The organism is Bdellovibrionales bacterium, from assembly GCA_018266295.1.
Classification (GTDB): domain Bacteria; phylum Bdellovibrionota; class Bdellovibrionia; order Bdellovibrionales; family Bdellovibrionaceae; genus JACMRP01.
Genome location: JAFEAQ010000011.1, coordinates 683,667 through 702,018 on the forward strand (window position 1 = coordinate 683,667; position 18,352 = coordinate 702,018).

17 protein-coding genes are annotated in these 18,352 nt (G+C 47.3%); 5 read left to right on the forward strand and 12 right to left on the reverse strand.

Going from position 1 to position 18,352, the window contains the following annotated elements; genetic code table 11:
- The first annotated feature begins 1 nt into the window (after window position 1).
- Window positions 2-358: a phage holin family protein gene (locus JSU04_12085; GenBank protein ID MBS1971043.1), complete on the forward strand. Its 357-nt coding sequence runs from the start codon at window positions 2-4 to the stop codon at window positions 356-358.
- 7 nt (window positions 359-365) lie between these two features.
- Here JSU04_12085 and JSU04_12090 read toward each other — a convergent pair whose 3' ends face one another.
- The 3 genes from JSU04_12090 to JSU04_12100 all read right to left on the reverse strand — a co-directional run bounded on the left by JSU04_12090 (window position 366) and on the right by JSU04_12100 (window position 3,224).
- A complete protein-coding gene (locus tag JSU04_12090; GenBank protein ID MBS1971044.1) occupies window positions 366-1,097 on the reverse strand; it encodes a L,D-transpeptidase in 732 nt (243 codons plus the stop codon).
- Window positions 1,098-1,425: 328 nt separating this feature from the next.
- Window positions 1,426-2,079 carry a (d)CMP kinase gene (locus JSU04_12095; GenBank protein ID MBS1971045.1) on the reverse strand — a complete coding sequence of 218 codons (654 nt, stop codon included), beginning with the start codon at window positions 2,077-2,079 and terminating at the stop codon, window positions 1,426-1,428.
- A 23-nt stretch (window positions 2,080-2,102) separates the two neighbouring features.
- On the reverse strand, window positions 2,103-3,224 hold the full coding sequence (locus tag JSU04_12100) for a histidinol-phosphate transaminase (GenBank protein ID MBS1971046.1): 1,122 nt from the start codon (window positions 3,222-3,224) through the stop codon (window positions 2,103-2,105).
- Between the two features lie 103 nt (window positions 3,225-3,327).
- Between JSU04_12100 and JSU04_12105 the strand changes: the two genes are divergently transcribed.
- From JSU04_12105 to JSU04_12115, 3 genes are all read left to right on the forward strand, one after another.
- Window positions 3,328-4,698 carry a hypothetical protein gene (locus tag JSU04_12105; protein MBS1971047.1) on the forward strand — a complete coding sequence of 457 codons (1,371 nt, stop codon included), beginning with the start codon at window positions 3,328-3,330 and terminating at the stop codon, window positions 4,696-4,698.
- A gap of 1 nt (window position 4,699) precedes the next feature.
- Window positions 4,700-6,049: a hydantoinase B/oxoprolinase family protein gene (locus JSU04_12110; protein MBS1971048.1), complete on the forward strand. Its 1,350-nt coding sequence runs from the start codon at window positions 4,700-4,702 to the stop codon at window positions 6,047-6,049.
- Between the two features lie 171 nt (window positions 6,050-6,220).
- On the forward strand, window positions 6,221-7,708 hold the full coding sequence (locus tag JSU04_12115; protein ID MBS1971049.1) for a hypothetical protein: 1,488 nt from the start codon (window positions 6,221-6,223) through the stop codon (window positions 7,706-7,708).
- Between the two features lie 34 nt (window positions 7,709-7,742).
- On the opposite strand, the gene JSU04_12120 is transcribed toward JSU04_12115, so the two are convergent.
- Window positions 7,743-8,945, reverse strand: coding sequence for a threonine ammonia-lyase (locus JSU04_12120; protein MBS1971050.1), 1,203 nt, complete (start codon window positions 8,943-8,945; stop codon window positions 7,743-7,745).
- A 22-nt stretch (window positions 8,946-8,967) separates the two neighbouring features.
- Window positions 8,968-9,198: a hypothetical protein gene (locus JSU04_12125; GenBank protein ID MBS1971051.1), complete on the reverse strand. Its 231-nt coding sequence runs from the start codon at window positions 9,196-9,198 to the stop codon at window positions 8,968-8,970.
- A 281-nt stretch (window positions 9,199-9,479) separates the two neighbouring features.
- Here JSU04_12125 and JSU04_12130 point away from each other — a divergent pair, with 281 nt between their 5' ends.
- Entirely contained in the window at window positions 9,480-11,093 is a 1,614-nt protein-coding gene (locus tag JSU04_12130; GenBank protein ID MBS1971052.1) for a hypothetical protein, read from the forward strand.
- Between the two features lie 2 nt (window positions 11,094-11,095).
- Here the strand turns inward: JSU04_12130 and lysC are convergent, their stop codons facing one another.
- From lysC to gap, 7 genes are all read right to left on the reverse strand, one after another.
- Window positions 11,096-12,463: a lysine-sensitive aspartokinase 3 gene (gene lysC, locus JSU04_12135; protein MBS1971053.1), complete on the reverse strand. Its 1,368-nt coding sequence runs from the start codon at window positions 12,461-12,463 to the stop codon at window positions 11,096-11,098.
- A gap of 13 nt (window positions 12,464-12,476) precedes the next feature.
- Complete coding sequence (locus JSU04_12140) at window positions 12,477-13,547, reverse strand: sorbosone dehydrogenase family protein (protein ID MBS1971054.1); 1,071 nt, start codon at window positions 13,545-13,547, stop codon at window positions 12,477-12,479.
- A gap of 74 nt (window positions 13,548-13,621) precedes the next feature.
- Window positions 13,622-14,362: a hypothetical protein gene (locus tag JSU04_12145; protein MBS1971055.1), complete on the reverse strand. Its 741-nt coding sequence runs from the start codon at window positions 14,360-14,362 to the stop codon at window positions 13,622-13,624.
- 95 nt (window positions 14,363-14,457) lie between these two features.
- Window positions 14,458-15,090 carry a hypothetical protein gene (locus JSU04_12150; protein ID MBS1971056.1) on the reverse strand — a complete coding sequence of 211 codons (633 nt, stop codon included), beginning with the start codon at window positions 15,088-15,090 and terminating at the stop codon, window positions 14,458-14,460.
- 109 nt (window positions 15,091-15,199) lie between these two features.
- Window positions 15,200-15,934: a triose-phosphate isomerase gene (locus JSU04_12155; GenBank protein MBS1971057.1), complete on the reverse strand. Its 735-nt coding sequence runs from the start codon at window positions 15,932-15,934 to the stop codon at window positions 15,200-15,202.
- A gap of 52 nt (window positions 15,935-15,986) precedes the next feature.
- Window positions 15,987-17,195: a phosphoglycerate kinase gene (locus tag JSU04_12160; protein MBS1971058.1), complete on the reverse strand. Its 1,209-nt coding sequence runs from the start codon at window positions 17,193-17,195 to the stop codon at window positions 15,987-15,989.
- 3 nt (window positions 17,196-17,198) lie between these two features.
- Complete coding sequence (gene gap / locus JSU04_12165; protein ID MBS1971059.1) at window positions 17,199-18,206, reverse strand: type I glyceraldehyde-3-phosphate dehydrogenase; 1,008 nt, start codon at window positions 18,204-18,206, stop codon at window positions 17,199-17,201.
- Between the last annotated feature and the right edge of the window lie 146 nt (window positions 18,207-18,352).

The window sequence follows — 18,352 nt, forward strand, 5'->3', positions numbered from 1 at the left end:
CATGTCTGGTATTTTAATTCAATGGATCGTTTCAGCTTTGGTATTAATGGGGACCGCGTACTTGCTGCCAGGATTCGAAGTGCGCAGTTTCGGAAGCGCCCTTTTGGCGGCGTTTGTGATTGGCTGCGCGAATGTGCTAGTAAAACCGATTTTGATTTTGCTGACGTTGCCAATCACCCTGCTGACCCTGGGTCTTTTCCTATGGGTGATCAACGCGATAATTTTAAAACTGTGCGCAGCGCTGACGCCGGGCTTTGCCGTGAACTCCTGGGGCACGGCCTTTTTAGGGGCGCTGATCATCGCCGTCCTAAGTTCTCTCGCGTTCTGGCTGCTGACACCGCCTCCGGGGGCGGTCTAAGCGCCGGTTACTCGGCGCTGTTGTCCTCAACAATGATGATCGTGTTCCAGGATTTTTTAGTCTTTACGTTGCCCCAAAGATCTTTTGCGATTTTACCTTCGCGGGTGAACACAGGGACTTCGCCCTGTCCTTCGCCAAGAACGAGATCATAAACGATTTTCGCGTTCTTCTTTTCAAGACGAACGCAGCCACCGGACGCGCGTGAGCCGAGCTCTTTATAATGATCCGGAGTCGTCGCGTGAGTCGCAATCCCACCCACGAAGAACACAGAGTATTCCATCCAGGCTTGCCACGTATTTGACCAGTACTTTTCAAAAGTCTGCGTTGGCGCGTACCAGCCCACTGGAGTTACCGAGAAATACTTGCGACCACTTTTCGCGATTTCATCTTTTTCACGGCCGGTAGAAACCTTAAACGTATTCATCAAAACACCACGATGATAGAGCTTCATCGTTTGTGCACTGGGACCCTTCACCGCTTTATTCACAACCACCACAACTGGGAAGTACTGGAGCAGATCGAGCTTCGCTGTTTTATTGTGCTGCTCAAGTGACAACGGCAGGACTTGGTCCATTTCTATAGTCGGCTGTTCAAGGCCGAGCTCCGCCGCGACTTCATCTGGAGAAGCCACATCTTGCAAAGAATCCTGCTGAGGATTTGCATGCACGCGAATGCCATTTTCAGGTGAACAAGCAGCTAAGAAAGAAACCGTAGAAAGAAGAATCAACAAAGAACGCACAGAACCCTCCGGGACAACAAGATGAGATGGCTCTAGCTATCAATTATTGTGAATTTTCTGCAACGGAATTATTACGAAATCGGCACAAGTTGTCCCGATCTTATGGCGCGTCGTCAGAACTGCGGACTTAAAATATTCTGAGACACGTTCGCCCAGTGAGAGGAACAGCGATGGCCGTGCACAAACAACTCGAAGGGTCCTAGTGTACGGGAACCTGACGGCCCGGACGGCCGTCAGGAAGCGGAGCTCGAGGCGGAAGCCTCGATTGCATGGACGCAGAAATACCTGCGGAGCCACTACCAAACTATAAATTATGAGCAGAGATTAACTAAATCTTCCCGCGGACGAAGTTTTCAACTTTCGCCACAACCTCATCGAGGTTCAGCTCAGTGGTGTCCACAACAAGCGCGTTTTCAGGAACGGCCAACGGAGCCGCTTTACGAGTGGAATCCTGGTGATCGCGGACTTTTTGCTCTTCTTGCATCTTCTCTTGATCAAGTCCGAGTTCCGTCGCACGGCGAGCCGCGCGGTGTTCACTCGAAGCCGTCAGGTAGATCTTCGCTTGAGCCTGTGGGAACACCACAGTGCCACAGTCACGGCCCTCAGCCACGAGCCCCTGAGGGCCGGCGCTGCAATTGCGTTGAGCATCGAGCAAGGCTTTTCTAACTTCAGGATAATGAGAGATTTTACTAGCGATGTTGCCGACGTCTTCGTGAGAAATTTCGTCTGTCACATCTTGGCCTTCAAAGAAAACTTGAGTGCGGCTCTGAGCCATTTTCACCGCCCATTTGTCAGAATGAGCTAGGTCCATCAAAGCTTTCACATCGGTGATATCGATATTCGAATGAAGGGCGGCATAGCCCAAGCCACGGTAAAACGCACCCGTAGAAACCCATTGCCAGCCAAGACGCTGAGCAAGTTGGCGGCTTACGGTGGATTTTCCAGAGGCTGCAGGTCCGTCGATTGTTACTACCATTCCCATTTCATTCCTAAATCTGTGTTCGACTATTTTACTGGTGAAATAGTTTTTAAAACTTCTTCCAACGCCTTCATTGCTGCCTGGTTTTCATCCTCAAGACCAACGCTCAGACGCAAGTGCGTGGCAAAGCCGTAGTTCTTAATCGGTCTCATGATGATCCCTTTTCGTAGAAGAGACTCATTGACTTGAGCCGCGTCGCGAAGAGTATCGAACATCACAAAATTACCTTGGGATTCTATAAAAGGCAGCCCCATTTTTTGTAACTTCTCGTAGAAGTAATCAAGTCCTTTCCACACAATCTGTTGCGATGCCGCAATAAATTCCTGATCCTGCAAAGCAGCAACAGCCGCGACTTGTGCTAAATCATTGACATTAAAAGGCTTGCGCACGCGATTGAAAACTTCGATGACTTCCTTAGGGGCCACCATCGCACCTAAGCGAAGACCTGCCAAACCAAAGATTTTCGAGAATGTCCTCAGGGCTACAACGTTGGAGTACTGACGCATAAATTCGTCTGCGTTTGCATAATCTTTTGCTCTGACAAACTCATTGTAAGCTTCGTCAAAAACAACCAACACGTCTTCGCGATTTCCAAGGCGAGACATGAACTCAGCCACTTCCGCACGGGTCGCATATGTTCCCGTTGGATTGTTGGGATTTGCGATAAAGATAAGACGGATTTTTGCTTCCGGATGAGCGAAGAAATAATCCGCCATCGCTTTTAAATTAAATTTGTACTCGGACGTTAATGGAACAGTGTGGACTTTAGCACGGTTCGCCTGTGCGCTGATCTCGTATGCTGAGAACGCCGCAACCGAAGTCAGCACGCCGTCTCCAGGCTCACAGTAAATTCTAGTCAGAAGATCAATCAACTCATCAGAGCCGTTGCCGAAGCCCAATTGGTTCGTCGGAAAGTTCCATTTTTTAGACAACACTTGGAGCAATTCGTACGCTGACGGATCTGGATAGCGATGCAATTGCTGTAAAAGATTCTTGATTGCAGAGATTGCTTTGGGACTTGGGCCTAGTGGGTTTTCGTTGCTCGCAAGTTTGATGACTTTTGTAAGTCCGTATTCTCGCTGAGTTTCTGAGATTGGCTTCCCTGGCTTGTAAGGGATCAGGCTAACAATTTCCGGTGAAACTTTCACAGGGGGCCCCTTTCGGACTACCTTTTGAGGTTCGCTTTAGTTATATTGGTTCCAAGTTTTACAACTATGCTTTAACAACAATCTTGCAGATATTCAAGGACCCATGGCTCTAGCGGAAACGGATGTTAATTTAGCGCTCTACATTGGTGAATCTTTTGTAGAAGCTCACCTCTGCCATAATCAAAAAACAGTTCATTTCGGCCGCTGGTATCTCGGCAAAGAGGGCTTTAAAGCCGGTCTGCAGAGATTCTTCCAGGAAGCCAACGTCCAAAAGATCCATAAAGCCTACGTTGCATCCCGCTTCGTTGAAAAAATTCTCTCTTATCGTTTGGGCGGCAGTGTTGCGACCGTGACCACGAAAGGCTTTGAAAGCTGGGCGGGATTCCGCCAACCGCAAAATCAAAAAGTCGGCCCACTGTCGTCGACAGAGTTGAATTTCAGCGTGGAAGAGCGTTGCAATGCTGCGGGCACCATCGAAAAAGAACTCGCCGACAGTGAAATCACCGAGCTCGTCGAGAAGCTTCGCCAGAAACAGGCCAAACGAGTTTGCATTCATTTCTTGAATGCCGGTAAAAATCCGCACAATCAGAACAAATTAAAAGAAGCTCTTATTAAAGAATCTTTTGAGGTCTTTGCCCCGGCATTCGACACCGCCAACTGTGACGAAGTTTCTCAATGGCGCAAAAATATTCTGAATGCCTCACTGAGCGGAACCTTCGAAGAAGTCCAAGAAGAGCTGAACGAAGGCCTCACCGGCATTTTGCCGGAAGGCGAACGTGCCGTGTTCTTCGGCGCTGACTGCCAATTCTTTGACAAAGAAAATCATCAGCGCCTTGGCAGCCTTTGGGGAGCAGCCGCTGCTTGGAGCCGCGCTTTGCAAAAACGCATCAAGGGCGAGTTCGATATTCTTTATCTCGGCCTTGAACAATTCAGCGTGATTACACCTCTTAAAGAGATGCAAAACTGGAACAGCCCATGGGGCATGATCCGTGCTCCACAAATTCAAAATGCCGTGCTGTCTTTACAGCCGACCACTTCGATTGAAATTGGACCGTGGGGCGAACTCACTTACTCTCGCGACGTACTTGGCTACGAGCCGGGACCTATGTTCATGGGTCGCGGCCAAGTCCCAACTTTGATTGACTTGTGGGAAGAAAAAACCGCCTCTTTAAAGGGTGTCGGCGAAAGACGCTCTCCGCAGGGCGTTCAGAAGTTTAAAAATCAGCTTTTAGCGCTGAACAAAGCTTCGACTCAGAAAATTGATTCCGAAGAACTCCTCTTCTCGCACTTGCGGGAAGTGGCTTTACATAAATTGACTGTGGATATTGCCCTCATGACCGAGAACTCGAAGGTTGTTTGCATGGGAGCCTTAGCTCCGCTATTCTTGCCGGAACTCAAGAAACGCCTGCCACAACTGCAGTTCGAACTTTTGCCTGAAACTGAAACTTCTCTTTTGTTGAATCAAGGTCACTAGAATGCTCTCAAGTTGGATTTTTGAATTCGCAGATCTATTTTTGAAAAACGAAAGAAGCGCCGCTTTACTTTCACGTGATGGAGAGATCTTGCACGCAAAATCCGATCTGGGATTTGAAGCTTCCAGTTTCAAAAATATCGCCGAAAGTTCTTTAAAGTATATCGCATTGAAACCGGGCGAAATTCTTGTCACCAACGATTCTTATAGCGGTGGCAGTTTCTTACATCGTTATACGTTCTTGATGCCGCTTTCAAACGCCGTGGGCACTCAGCCGGGCGTTCTTTTGTGCGTGCGCCGCGAATTTGCGGCAGGTCTGAATCTCAGCGACAGGCTGGATAACGAAGGTCTTCGTATTCCACCGACTCCTGTTTTCCAGAATGGTCAGTTGATTGCACCAATTATCGAAGCGATGTCTATGCACCCGCTTTGTCCTCAAGGCTTCCAGGCATGGTTACAAAGCACTGTCGGCGATATGGCCGCTTACTATAAAAAATGGAGTCACGCTGAAAAGCACTGCAAACTGCCATTTACTGCTAATGAATTTAAAAAATACATCACCTTCTCGAAGAATTACGCGACAGAGAAAATTCTCGAAAAAGCACAAGGCGAAGCCCGTTCTGAAGTGGCTCTCGACAGCGGCGAAATTTTAAAACTTCACCTGGAAGTGAATAATGGCCTGGTTAAAGCCGATTTCAGCGGTACCACAGCAGGTGTGAAGACTTTCGTTCCGGACCTTGCGACGTTTGGCGCTTGTTATGAAGCCGTTGCTCAGTTCTACGAACTCAACTGCCTCAGAAACTCCGGTACATTCTCAGTCATGCAAGTGATTAAACCTTTAGGGTGCTTCTTGAATGCGAAGTACCCTGCTTCAACACATCAAGGCATGCAAACTGGTGTGGCTGCGGTTCGCATGGCAATGACTTTAGCTTTACGCCAAATCGTGAAAAGCACTCAGCCGTTCGTTTCAGAAAATATGGCCGTGATAGAAGTCTCGTTTGCCGATGGTAAACGCTGGCTCAGCGCTTGGTCCGCAAAGAGATGCTGCGAAAGTGTTTCGTTGGAAAATATCGAAACTCAATTGCCGGTACAGTTCACACGCGTTGAGAAGAGCGCTGAGAAGATGCACCTGCAAATGGAATTCAAAGCCCTCGCCGCTTGCCAGATCCGCTGGTTGAGTGATTTCACCAAACAAACTCCTAAAATGCCAAAGGGCCTTAAAGCCCCTGAAGCAACTCAGATCGAAGTGCTAGCACCGAACGGAGAATGGACTGCGCTGCCTTCTCAAGGCAGCACGGATCTCGCCCCGGGGACAAGCTTGCGCTTGAACCTGTGGGGTCTTTACACTCAGTAATTAAATTACAAAATTTCTTATGCCACTTATCCTGAAATGAGACATCAAATTCTCATCAATTTTCTATAAACTTAATTAATTTACAGAGAGTGTTCGACTCTAAGACGTATAAACTTGCAACAATTCTAATACCATACTCGTTATATACTAAATGTCGGTATTGGAGGAACTATGTACGTTTTAACTCCTTCTTTTAAATTGGTATTGGCTATAGTTACTACTACTTCACTTCTAGGATGCTCTAAAAGCCTTCAAGATAGCGCATCTACGGAAGATGCCCTTGAATCTCTTGACGGTTACGAGATCACATCCCTGGGCATTCAAACTGATGATAAAGGTCTCATGATGAAAAATGACTCAGAATCACAGCTGAGCGCTAATTCATTGCAGTTGAAATCCGCCGGAAGGGATAATCAATACCTTTGGAGGCTCGATAAAAACTATCAATTAGTGCCGGCTGAAATGGAATTGAAAGATAAATCTAATAATAGCCGTACTAAAAAAGTATATTTTCAAATTAGATACATAAAACAAATATCAGAGGATATTATCGGCGTCGAATTGACCAACAATGATCTCCTAATTTATGAGGTTAGCAAAAAGAGAATTCTCCGCTATCCTGGCTATAGCTTAAGAGAAACGAGTCTTGTGAACAATTGGCTATACACGATTAATACGTCGCAAGGCCTCTTAGCAAAAATCGATCTTTCTCTCAAAAAACCTGTCATCGTTCCGATTAACAATCCTTTGGGCGTATCGCTCAATACGGGCTTCCCGACGTTTATAGCACCTAGCTGGCTTAACTTTGACTATTTGCATGTCATAGCCGGGACAGCAAACTATAGAGACTTCTTCGCTTCCGTGAATGTCGCTAGTCCCAACTATGCTGTCACCACAGAAGGCGTTATCGCCTTTACAATCACCTCCGACGGAAATTTGAGAGCAATGATATTCACAGATGCAGGGGCTTATGATCTGTCCGCTTACGAACTCTCGCATGTCGGCGGGGGCTTCCATGGCGGCTTTATTTCTTATTTAGGCGATCTATACCAAGTCGAGATAATCAATAGTCAAAACTGCTTAATAATACCCAAGCCGATTGACTGCGGCGATCATTTGAGAAAATGGAACATCACCAGCTGGATTACGGCCGCGCGCACAGACAATTGGATCAATCTCAAAACGACAGTAACAGAAATTGTTCCCGAATCTAAAATGCAAGATTTTAAGAATAATCTGATCTACTTCACAACAGAAGATAAGATCACAGATACAAATCGCTATATTTTAAGCGAAAAAGGATTTCTCCATACATATCTAGATACAAACTCGAATCTCACTATGGAGTGGGTTGATTTGAATCTTTCAGCCGTTCCGCGCGACTCAAGCTATGTGAACAATATAGTTCAGGTACATGGCGACTATCTGTATTGGAAAAACATTGATAATGAAATCTACGTTCAAAAGCTTGAAGCTGGAAGCACCGCTCAGTTATATACTTCTAGCAGCGAAACAATTCTCAATTTCTATGTTGTGTCAGGCGCGACAATGTACGACACCGCCGATGGCAGCTTTCTAGTGAAAACGCCAGGCGCAGTACCTGAAAAGGTACACGATCAACCTGGAGCCATTTCGTTGCCTATCGGGCTTTCCCACTAGGTTGTTGGGAAGCCCTCACTGTTAAATAATTAAATTATAAAATTTTGCCGCCGGCTGCGATGAGTGCCTGCTTGATTTTTTGAATGTGCTCCGGGCTGCTGGTCTCAAGCACGAAGTCGATGCGTGTTTCGCGCAAGAACAAGCCCTGAGAAATACGGTCGTGATGCACTTCTAAGATGTTTGCCTTTTGTTCAGCAATGGCTTTTGTCAGGCGATTCAGATTGCCCGGCAAATCATCGACGACCACGGACAGCTCCGCCAAACGACCGCGCTTGATTTGCCCTTTTTCGATGATCTTAGCAATCACATTGAGATCAACATTGCCACCACTCAAAATCACACACGTCTTTTTGCCGAGATTTAACTGACGATTCATAACAGCTGCCATAGCCGCAGCTCCTGAACCCTCGGTCATTGTCTTTGCTCTTTCCAGCAAGAACACGATGGCTTCCGCGAGTTCATCATCAGAAACGGTGACAACTTCATCGACATTCTTGGCGATGAAACTTTCATAGACGATCTTCGATGGTTTCTTAATCGCAATACCGTCGGCGATTGTTGAAATGCGTTTTCGATCTTCGGGTGTCTGGTGATGGAAAAGCTGAGACATGCCCGGAGCTTGCTCCGACTGAACACCGATGATACGGATTTTAGGATTCAAAGCTTTTAGCGCCGTTGAAATGCCGCTGATCAGGCCGCCACCGCCGATAGGCACGACGACGGAATCCAAATCCGGAAGTTTATCGTGAAGCTCCAAGCCAATGGTTCCTTGACCGGCAATGATGTAGGGGTCTTCGTAAGGATGAACGAAAACATAACCCTTTTCTTTCTCAAGATGGCGGGCATGTTCGTAAGCATCGTCATAGATTTCGCCATGAAGAATCACTTCAGCACCGTAACCGCGAGTCGCATTTACTTTTGTCAGAGGCGCGTTCTCTGGCATAACGATCGTGGCTTTAACTCCGGCAAGTGCCGCGCTCAAAGCGACACCTTGAGCATGATTACCGGCAGAGCTTGCAACCACTCCGCGCTTTTTTTCTTCGGGGGTCAGGTTGATGATTTTATTGTAAGCTCCGCGGATTTTGAAACTCCCAGTACGCTGAGTGTTTTCAAATTTCAAAAACACCTCACAGCCCAGCATCTTGCTGGCACTGACTGAGTAATCAGTTTCTGTATTTTGTGAGATGTTTCTTAAAGTTTCGCGGGCCTTGCGGATATCCTCTAACGTGACCTTCATAAGTACTTTCTAACAGTATTTTCTACCAGTAAGCTGTCAGCCCCCAAATCGGTGGATAAGATTTGAACGGCAGATTCGTTTCACGGTTCTGCAGCTCCTTACGAAGGGGCAGTCCCATGAAGATACTTTCATCGAAATAATGAAAGGGTGCAAGGTGCTTCCCGCAAGAGCTGCAATTTCCAACGAGTTGCCCGCTGGCTTCGTTTAGAGTTCCGCACATATGACAGCGCCTAAAGTGAATCTTTGTTTCCATAGTTTTTGAACCTCTCCCTGATCTTGTTACTTAGTCTTTGGTCTTGCAAGCCAAGGGGCCATATCTAAGTACTTGAAATCCCGCAAAATAACGCATAATGACTTTACGCGTCAGACGCAAATTGCTGAGGTATTCACAGCTTGATGAAAAGCTCCGAACACCCGCGTTTCCACAAAATAAACCCCTTTACTTCCCTAGCTGAGACGAGCCCCCTGTTCCATTGTGAGGCCTTGGTCCGGAAGAACGACTTATCCTATGGAAATCACTGCAGAGGGCTTAAAATGAAAACAAGCAAAGATGGATTTTTGCTGAAAGGCTTCGCAATGAAAAGATGGTTCCTGATCCCATTTTTAAGTTTAACAATTTCCCTTCAGTCCTTCGCTCAAGCAACTCCGCAAAGCACTGAAGACGATGAAAATATTTTGTTAAACTACGAAGAGTTCTCGCAACTCACTTATGCTGAGAAAAAAACCTACGTAAAAAAACTCCGCGAGATCATGGTTGAAACGGCAAAGGCTTATCCAGAAATGGCCGAGACCATGTCAGCCCATTCTGAATTCTATGCCCAGCTTTGGACATTCGTGGTTGCTTCAGCCGTCGGTGAAGACAGCAACTCCAACACAGGTGGCTACGTTCCAAACGATGATGCCAAGATGGAATTTCTCAAAAAGTTCAAACAATATACAGATTCTTACTTCAAAATGGTCGAATCGACAAAAACAGACCAGATGTCAGACGAGCAACGAGGACAGTACGTTCGCCAGTATCGCCAATTGCTGGTTTGGACTGGCATGGGCTCTGCTTGGGCTCACACCATTCAAGATCCTGCAAAACACAAAGAAGCTTTTGACTCCATCAATGCGGTAAAAAAACGTGTTGAGGACGACGAAGCCAGAGTCAAGAACGCTGCGGGAGCCGCTTCGTATGAAAAAGCAAAGCAATACATGGACCAAGCGTATAGCGGAAAATTCTCTACCGGCAGCATCCCCAATATCCAAAATACTCCTGAGAAGCTCATCGCTGCTGGCGAACGTCTTCCACCTTTGTCTATCAAGGCCGATGGCACGGTTGTAAGTTCTGCGGTGGCAGCATCGGCCCCTGCCGTTGTTAAAGCTCTGCCAAAAGAAGAAAAGAAAACCGAGCCTGCGGTGGCTAGCAAGGATAAGAAAAAAGAAGTAAAGAAAAAGGACGCCGATCCAAATAAAGACCTCGAGCGTGAAAAACAAAAAGCCGCGGAAGCAGCTCACAAAAACGCTAAGCCTGAAGCAACCACCACCAAGCAAGAACCGGCAACTGAGAGCGAACGTTCAGATGCTTTCTATCGCTGCATGTACGCCGGGTTCGTAATTAAGAATCACCCGTGTATGGCGCCGAGTGATTTGCCTTGGGATCTTAAAGGTCTCGATAATGCGAAATTTAAGTGCGACAAGGGTTCGGTCATGTGTAACCCGTTCCTGTTTGGCTTTAAAACCGCTTGTGATTGGTCTAAAGCAACCGATGAAAAAGGCACCGCCGCTTGCTTTCAAGATGCAAAACCTTTTTGCGTAAAACCCGGTTTGTATGCAACCAAAAACTGCAATGACAACAGCACAAGTGATTCCGCAAAAGATGCCGCTGTTCACCTCATCGATAACAACCGAGAAGCGTTCAATCTCTACTCGAAAAGTTTCGGTGAGCTCTGCAACAAACAACTGATCAACTTCAACAGCTACGAAGGTCAGCACAAACCTAAAAACATGGCCCGCACAAAAGCGGATATCAAACGCACTTGCGATAATGCCCGTGTTCGTATGCAGGAAATCCGTACTCGTTACAGTCTCTTTAGAACACCTAAGAAAGACAGCCCTGCACCACCAACCATGCCAGCAGTGAAAGAAAGTAAAGGCGCGAAATAGTGCTATTGGCCTTCAATAAACTTGTGATGAAGTTTTTGAATGGCCAAAGCCCCCTGCTCTTCGTTCACGATAAAACAGAAGTTATGCTTACTGGCTCCCAAACAGATCATCCGAACATTGATATCTGAAATCGTTTCGAAGACCTGCTTACCCAATCCCGGCGTGTGGTTAATATTATTGCCTATCAAAGACACCAGCGCCAAATTCTCTTCGACCTGCACATCAGCAATCTCAGACAAATCCGCGATCAATTTTTTATTCAACAATGTCGAATCATCCAAAGTCACACTGACAGAGATCTCTGACGTGGTAATCGCATCGATACTGACTTTGTGGTCGTTGAAGATCTTAAAGATCTGATACAAGAAGCCGTGTGCATGCAACATCTCAGGCGTTGAAAGCGTCACAAGGATTTGTTTCTTTCTCAATGCCATCGCGCGGATGAGCGGATGCGCTTCGACTTCTTTACGAACCCAGGTTCCCTTGGCTTCAGCATCAAAACTTGAACCCACGAATACCGGGATGTTCTTACGAATCGCCGGAAGCAATGTCGCCGGATGCAGAACCTTCGCACCGAAGGTTGCAAGCTCAGAGGCCTCTTTGAATGAAATCTCATCGATCGGTTTGGCCTTCGGGCATAAACGTGGATCCGTCGTCGCAATCCCCGCCACATCCGTCCAAATTTCGAGAATGTCAGCATTCACGCCTTCAGCCAAAATTGCGGCGGAGTAATCACTGCCACCGCGGCCCAGAGTCGTTGTCATACCGTCTTCGGTGCGACCGATATAACCTTGAGTGACCGTCACTGTCTTATGCTCACGAATGTGTTTTAATTTCTGCTGGCAAAGATTCGCAATTTCCGCCGTCAACGGGCGAGCTTTACTGAAAGTTTCATCGGTACGAAGCACCTCGCGCACATCAAAGAGTTCCGCCTTCAAAGCTGAACCCTTCTTCGCTAAGACTTGTTTCATGGCTTCAGCGAAAAGAACTGAAGACATACGCTCTCCCAAGCTCATCAAAGTATCGAGAGCTTTCACCGAGCAGTCTTTCAGCAAGTGAACACCGCGTGCGAGTGATTCCATCTCTTCAAAAAGAGTTTGCAACTTTGTATTGGAATCCGCAGAGATCTTGAGCTCGTCAGCAATCTTCATGTGTTTTTGACGGATCTTTGTCAGAATCGCTTCCGCTTCGGCCCACGATTTGGTTTGAGAGGTCTTACCAAGTTCGATCAAATCGTTGGTCGTGCCGGAAGTTGCAGAAACGACGACGATTGTGGAATTTTGTTTGAAAGACACTTCTGCACTTCTCAACATGCATGAAGCATCACCCATAGAAGTGCCACCGAATTTAGAGACGACGATTTTGCTCACAGAGTTCTCCGCGCTATTTTTTCGGCGGAGAATAACTTATCTGATAAACGACTCCCGCCTTATCATCTGATACCAGCAGAGAACCATCTTTGTATATTTCTACGTCAACAGGACGCCCCCAAGCGTCATCACCCTGCAACCACCCTTCAGCGAAACCTTCGGCCTTCCCCGATTTCACAAGCGTCAGTCTATAACCTTGAGGTTTTGCTCTATTCCAAGAGCCGTGCTCAGCAAGAAAAATCTGGTTTTCATACTCTGCCGGGAACTGCTTTCCAGTATAAAAACGCATTCCTAAGGCGGCGACATGCGCCCGCAGCTCTACCTCCGGAGGCGTCTGTTCACCGCACTTCTTATTTTTAAATTCAGGATCAGGTGTGTCTTTGCCATGACAGTATGGAAAGCCAAAGTCCTGTCCCACCTTCGTTAGATGATTCAACTCATCCGGTGGCAGATCATCACCCATCCAATCGCGGCCGTTATCCGTGAACCAAAGCTCCTTGGTCACTGGGTGAAAATCAAAACCTACGGTATTACGCACCCCCGAGGCGATTTCTTCTTTGGCTGTGCCGTTCACGTCGATGCGATAAATGCGGGCGTACTCTTTCCCCGGATCACAGATATTGCAATTCGCCCCCACCGGCACATAGAGTTTGCCGTCAGGCCCGAAGCGAATGAACTTCCAGCCATGATGTGTATCCGTGGGAAAGCGTTGGGGCAAAACTTTGGGATTCAAGTCTTTGCCGGTTTTATTTTCAGGATCCGTAAAGACCGTGATCTTATCAATATCCGCGACGTAAAGCTTGCCGTCTTTAAACGCCACTCCGTTCGGAGATTTAAAATCACTGGAAATGATATCCACTTTGCCATTTTTAATTCGATACACATTGTGTTCGCCACCCAAGCCACGGCTGCCAACAAAGACAGTTCCTGACGGAGCGATCGTCAGCGACCTTGCCCCTGGAACTTCGGCAAAGACCTTGATCTTAAAACCTGGAGGCAAAGTGATTTTTTCTAGGGGAAGTTTTTTGGCGGCAGAGACTGTCGTTGCCGAGAAAAGAAGGCAAAGCAAAAACCATTTCGTCATGGATCCTCCAATAGAGACATCCCATAACAAAGGTCACTTTTGTTCAACGTCTTTTATAAGAATAAAAAAGGATATTACTGGATATGTGAGAACTCAGCACTAAGACCGTAGTGATCTGAAATCCAGTTATCATGGAAGATCAAACCGGCTTTATTCACCTTCAGCTGGGCAGGCTGATACAAAATATAATCTAAACGCGTCGGACCGTATTTTTTGTCCGTCACGAGGGGGTTCGTATCAGGATTGTAAGTGAACTCTTTGCCATCCAAAGCATCTGTGTAGCCCACGTCTCTGAAAATCTTGAGCGTTTCAGAATCATAGCTATCATTGCAGTCACCAATGATGACCACCGGCAAGCCTTCGGATTTTTTTGCAATCATATAGAGAACAAACTTCGCCTGAATCAGGCGATTCGGACGAGCTTCACTGAATGGGCTAAAGTGAACATTAACGACCATCACTTCACCGCTGTCTGTTTGGAAGATGCCCATGTTCATATACTGACGCGAGAACATTTTTGTCGCCGGCAATTCAAACGACTCGAAGTTACGGCCCGGAAGCCCCCCGATCAGTGCAAGACCTTCATTCATCACACCAAACTCGTTGGTGTTCTGATAAATGCCCTTGTAGCCAGTAAGCCTTGTAAGTTCATCGAAAATGTTTTCTGAAAGAGACCAGCGAGCGGCTTCTTGAACACCCAAGATCTGAGGCAGAGTTCCCGTAGCAACTTCAGCGCGAAGATGCTCTAAGCGCGTGGGATAAGCAGTTCTGTAGTGATAAAGATTTTGGGTACCAACGCTGAAAGCTTGGGCCATAGACTGGAATCCTAGAATGAGGAGAACTGCAAGGAGAGCTCTTTCCATGCCGGTACTGTCGAAAAACCCGGCATGGTTGTCAATTGCAATCCCGTTTAATATAGAACATTTCTCATCTGACGGACTTTTTTCAACGTCTTCTGCAATAGCTTGGATTTAGAGTAGTGCATTTCGACCTCCACCATCACGTCTTGTTGCTTTTCGGCAAAAGCTTGCTGGATAGCCACAAGGCGTCCATTGCCGTCAAAGACAACCGCATCCCCGTTGTCGGCACGAATGGCCCGCATGGAGTTTTTTGAAGGCATGATGGAGTTAAGAGTATTCTCATCCAAATGAATATGAGTGTCTGCAGCCTGAGGAAGCGTCTGAAGAGCCTTCGTGCGTTTATCGAGTTTCTCCAAAGCAGCTCCACGAGTGATCGGATGGATGGGCTTTAATTGACTCAGAGGAATCAGCTCTTTCTTCACTTCCTTTGTCGTCGACATAATCAGTCCGCGGAGCGCGACCGCATACGGGGCCGAAGAATCGAGTTCCTTCAACTCACGCATCTTATCAGCATAATAGGTCAGAGGGTTGTACTTACCAGGGGCAGTTTGATTAAGCGTAATTGCCGGCGCAAAAGCCGAGTGGCAGGCCACCTCGGATTGGGCAAAAGCCAACGGAGCCAGGAGCAAAACCAGCATCAGAGCAATAAATCCGCGAAGGACGTTCATCAGAAAATTTCTCATGCCCGGAGAGATGCAAGCCAAAGGCCCGACCATCTCAAATATATAATACTTGAAGGACCTTTAGCTGTTGATGCTCTTGGCGGTGAACAAAGATTGTCGTCGCTAACTACTAGATACTACAGATTTTTTGGAAGGAAGCCACTTCCAGCGAAGCGCCCCCTACAAGGAACCCATCGACGTGGGGAAGGGCCGCAAGGCCGCCAGCATTGTCCGGTTTTACACTGCCACCGTAGAGAATCGGCGCTGTAAAACCAAGGCCTTTCAGGATTTCAAAGACGTCTTTGTGAGTCTCTTGCACTTGCTCCGGCGTTGCCACTTTACCGGTGCCGATCGCCCAAACAGGCTCATAAGCCACCACGAGCGGCTTTGATTTGTCCGCTTTCGCAAGCCCTTGAGTCAGCTGAGTTTTCAAAACGTCTTTGGTGTGGTTGCCTTCGCGCTCTTGCAAAGTTTCACCGATACAAAGCATCGGGACAAGACCTTGGCTCTGTGTGAACGCCACTTTGTCGGCAAGCAGTTCGTTCTTTTCGCCAAACAACTGACGACGCTCACTGTGCCCGATCAGAACATACTTCGCGCCGAGCTCTTTCACCACAGCGACCGAGTTTTCACCTGTGAAGGCACCCGTTGCTTGAGTGTAAGCGTTTTGCACGCCGAAATTGAGAGGGTATTTTACATTGAGTTTTTGAATTGAAGTGCTTGCCGCCTCAAGAGAAATTGCTGACGGAAAAAACACCACTTCATTTTTGCCGCTACCCTGGAAAGCTTCACCCCATTGAGCGAAAAATTCACGAGTCTCTTTGGGAGATTTAAAAAGCTTCCAGTTAGCAGCAAAAATTTTCATGTATTAATCCAGTTCCGGGCCTCTGGCCCTACACATCTTCGCTGTCGCGATCCTATCTGATACGTGCACGAAGAATTTCAAGACCTGGCAAACGATCCCCTTGGAGATATTCCAAGCTCGCGCCACCACCTGTAGAAATGTGAGTCATCTTGTCTGCATAACCAGAAGCTTCCGCCGCCGCTGCAGAGTCACCGCCACCCACGATCTTGTTACCCGTGTTTTCTGCCAACGCTTTCGCAATGGCGAAAGTGCCTTTAGAAAACTCCGGAGTTTCAAAAACGCCCATAGGACCGTTCCAGAAAACCGTCGCCGCTTCACTCAACGCGACGGTGTAAGCACGTTGTGTTTTCGGGCCGATGTCGACACCCAGTTCATTGTCAGGAATATTCACATCGTTCGTCACATGTGCTGATTTTGTATCGCTGATAGACGTCGTTACAACGTGATCCACAGGCAAAAGCAAAGTCTTGTCACGGGCTTCAATACGCTCGATCATTTGACGTGCGTAATTCAGCTTATCGGTTTCAACCAATGATTTACCGATGTTGTGGCCTTTTGCTTTCAAGAAAGTATAAGCCATCGCGCCACCGATGATGAAGCCATCAACGATATCAAGGAACTTCTCGATCACCGCAATTTTGTCAGACACCTTAGATCCACCAAGAACTGCCAAGTAAGGACGTTTTGGATTTTCCAAAAGGCTTTCCAACATTGTGATTTCTTTTTCGATCAAGAAACCAATCGCTTTTTCTTTCATGATATTTGGCAAAGCATGAATGCTCGCGTGCGCTCTGTGAGAAGCCCCGAAAGCATCGTTCACGTAAACGTCAGAGTAGCCAGCCCATACTGTTGCCAACTCTTCGCTGTCTTTCGTTTCGCCCGGAGCAAAACGCACGTTTTCCAAAAGGAGCAACTGATTCTTTTTCAAGTTTTGCAAGAGCGCCTTGATACCGTCGCTCTCGATGTCTTCCCAAAGGATGACTTCCGACTTGAGGAGCTCAGACATACGCTTTGCTACCGGCTCCAAAGAGAACTGGCGATCGGCTTCAGATTTCGGACGGCCCAAGTGAGAGCACATGACGATCTTTGCGCCTTTTTCCATCAAGTACTGAACCGTCGGCAAGCTCGCTACGATACGAGTCTCGTCCGTGATTTTTCCGTCCTCGAGAGGAACGTTCAAATCCAAACGGAGGAAAACAACTTTCCCCGTTACGTCCATTTCACGAACTGTCTTAATCCCTTTAAGTCCCTTGTTTGCCATCGATTACATTCCCTTAGAAGCCATGTATTGAGCAACGTCGACCATGCGGTTCGAGAAGCCAGTTTCGTTATCGTACCAAGCAAGAACTTTCACCATGCGCGGGCCTACAACCATCGTAGAAGCCAAGTCTACGATGGAAGAGTGTGTGTTGCCGTTAAAGTCGATAGAAACCAATTCAGAAGTCTCAACCGCAAGGATGCCTTTCAAAGCGCCTTTAGAAGCTTCGATCAAAGCGTTGTTCACAGCTTCTTTCGTCACGTCTGTTTTGGCTTGGAAAGTGAAATCCACCAAGCTCACGTTCGGAGTTGGCACGCGCACAGAGGTGCCGTCGATTTTGCCTTTGAGTTCCGGCAACACAAGGCCCACGTTTTTCGCAGCACCGGTTGTTGTAGGAATCATGCTCACCGCTGCTGCACGAGCACGGCGCAAATCTTTGTGAGGAGCATCCAAAATTTTCTGATCGTTCGTGTAAGAGTGGATCGTCATCATTGTGCCATGATCGATACCGAATTTATCATTCAAAACTTTTGCGAGAGGTGCCAAGCAGTTTGTCGTGCAAGACGCGTTTGATACGACTGTGTGTTTTGCAGCATCGTACTGAGTGTGGTTGATCCCGTAAACCAAAGTGAGGTCCGCACCTTTTTCAGCAGGGCCAGAAACCATGACTTTTTTCGCGCCGGCTTGAATGTGTTGTGTGAACTCTTCTTTTGTTTTGAAAGCGCCTGTGCAATCCAAAACCAAGTCAACGCCCCACGCTTTCCAAGGAATCTCAGCAGGGTTGCGAGTTTTAGACACGTGAATCTTTTTGCCGTTCACGATCAAGTTTTCACCGTCGTGAGAAACATCCGCACCGAAACGGCCGTGAGCCGAGTCATACTTCAGCAAGTGAGCATCACCCTCGATGCTGTCCAACGTGTTGATACCGACGATGTCGAGTTTTTCAAAACCAGCTCTGAAAAATACACGACCGATACGACCGAAACCATTAATACCAACACGCAATTTTGCCATAGTTAGGACTCCTGAAAAAATAGGGATTTAAGTGGCCCCAATCTGAGCCAAACCGCCCTAAAAATCAACAGAAGGTACACTGTTCCTTACTCGGATGCGCCGTGCCATTACGCTCTCCTCGACCCTGCCACCTAAGACTGGCGCTT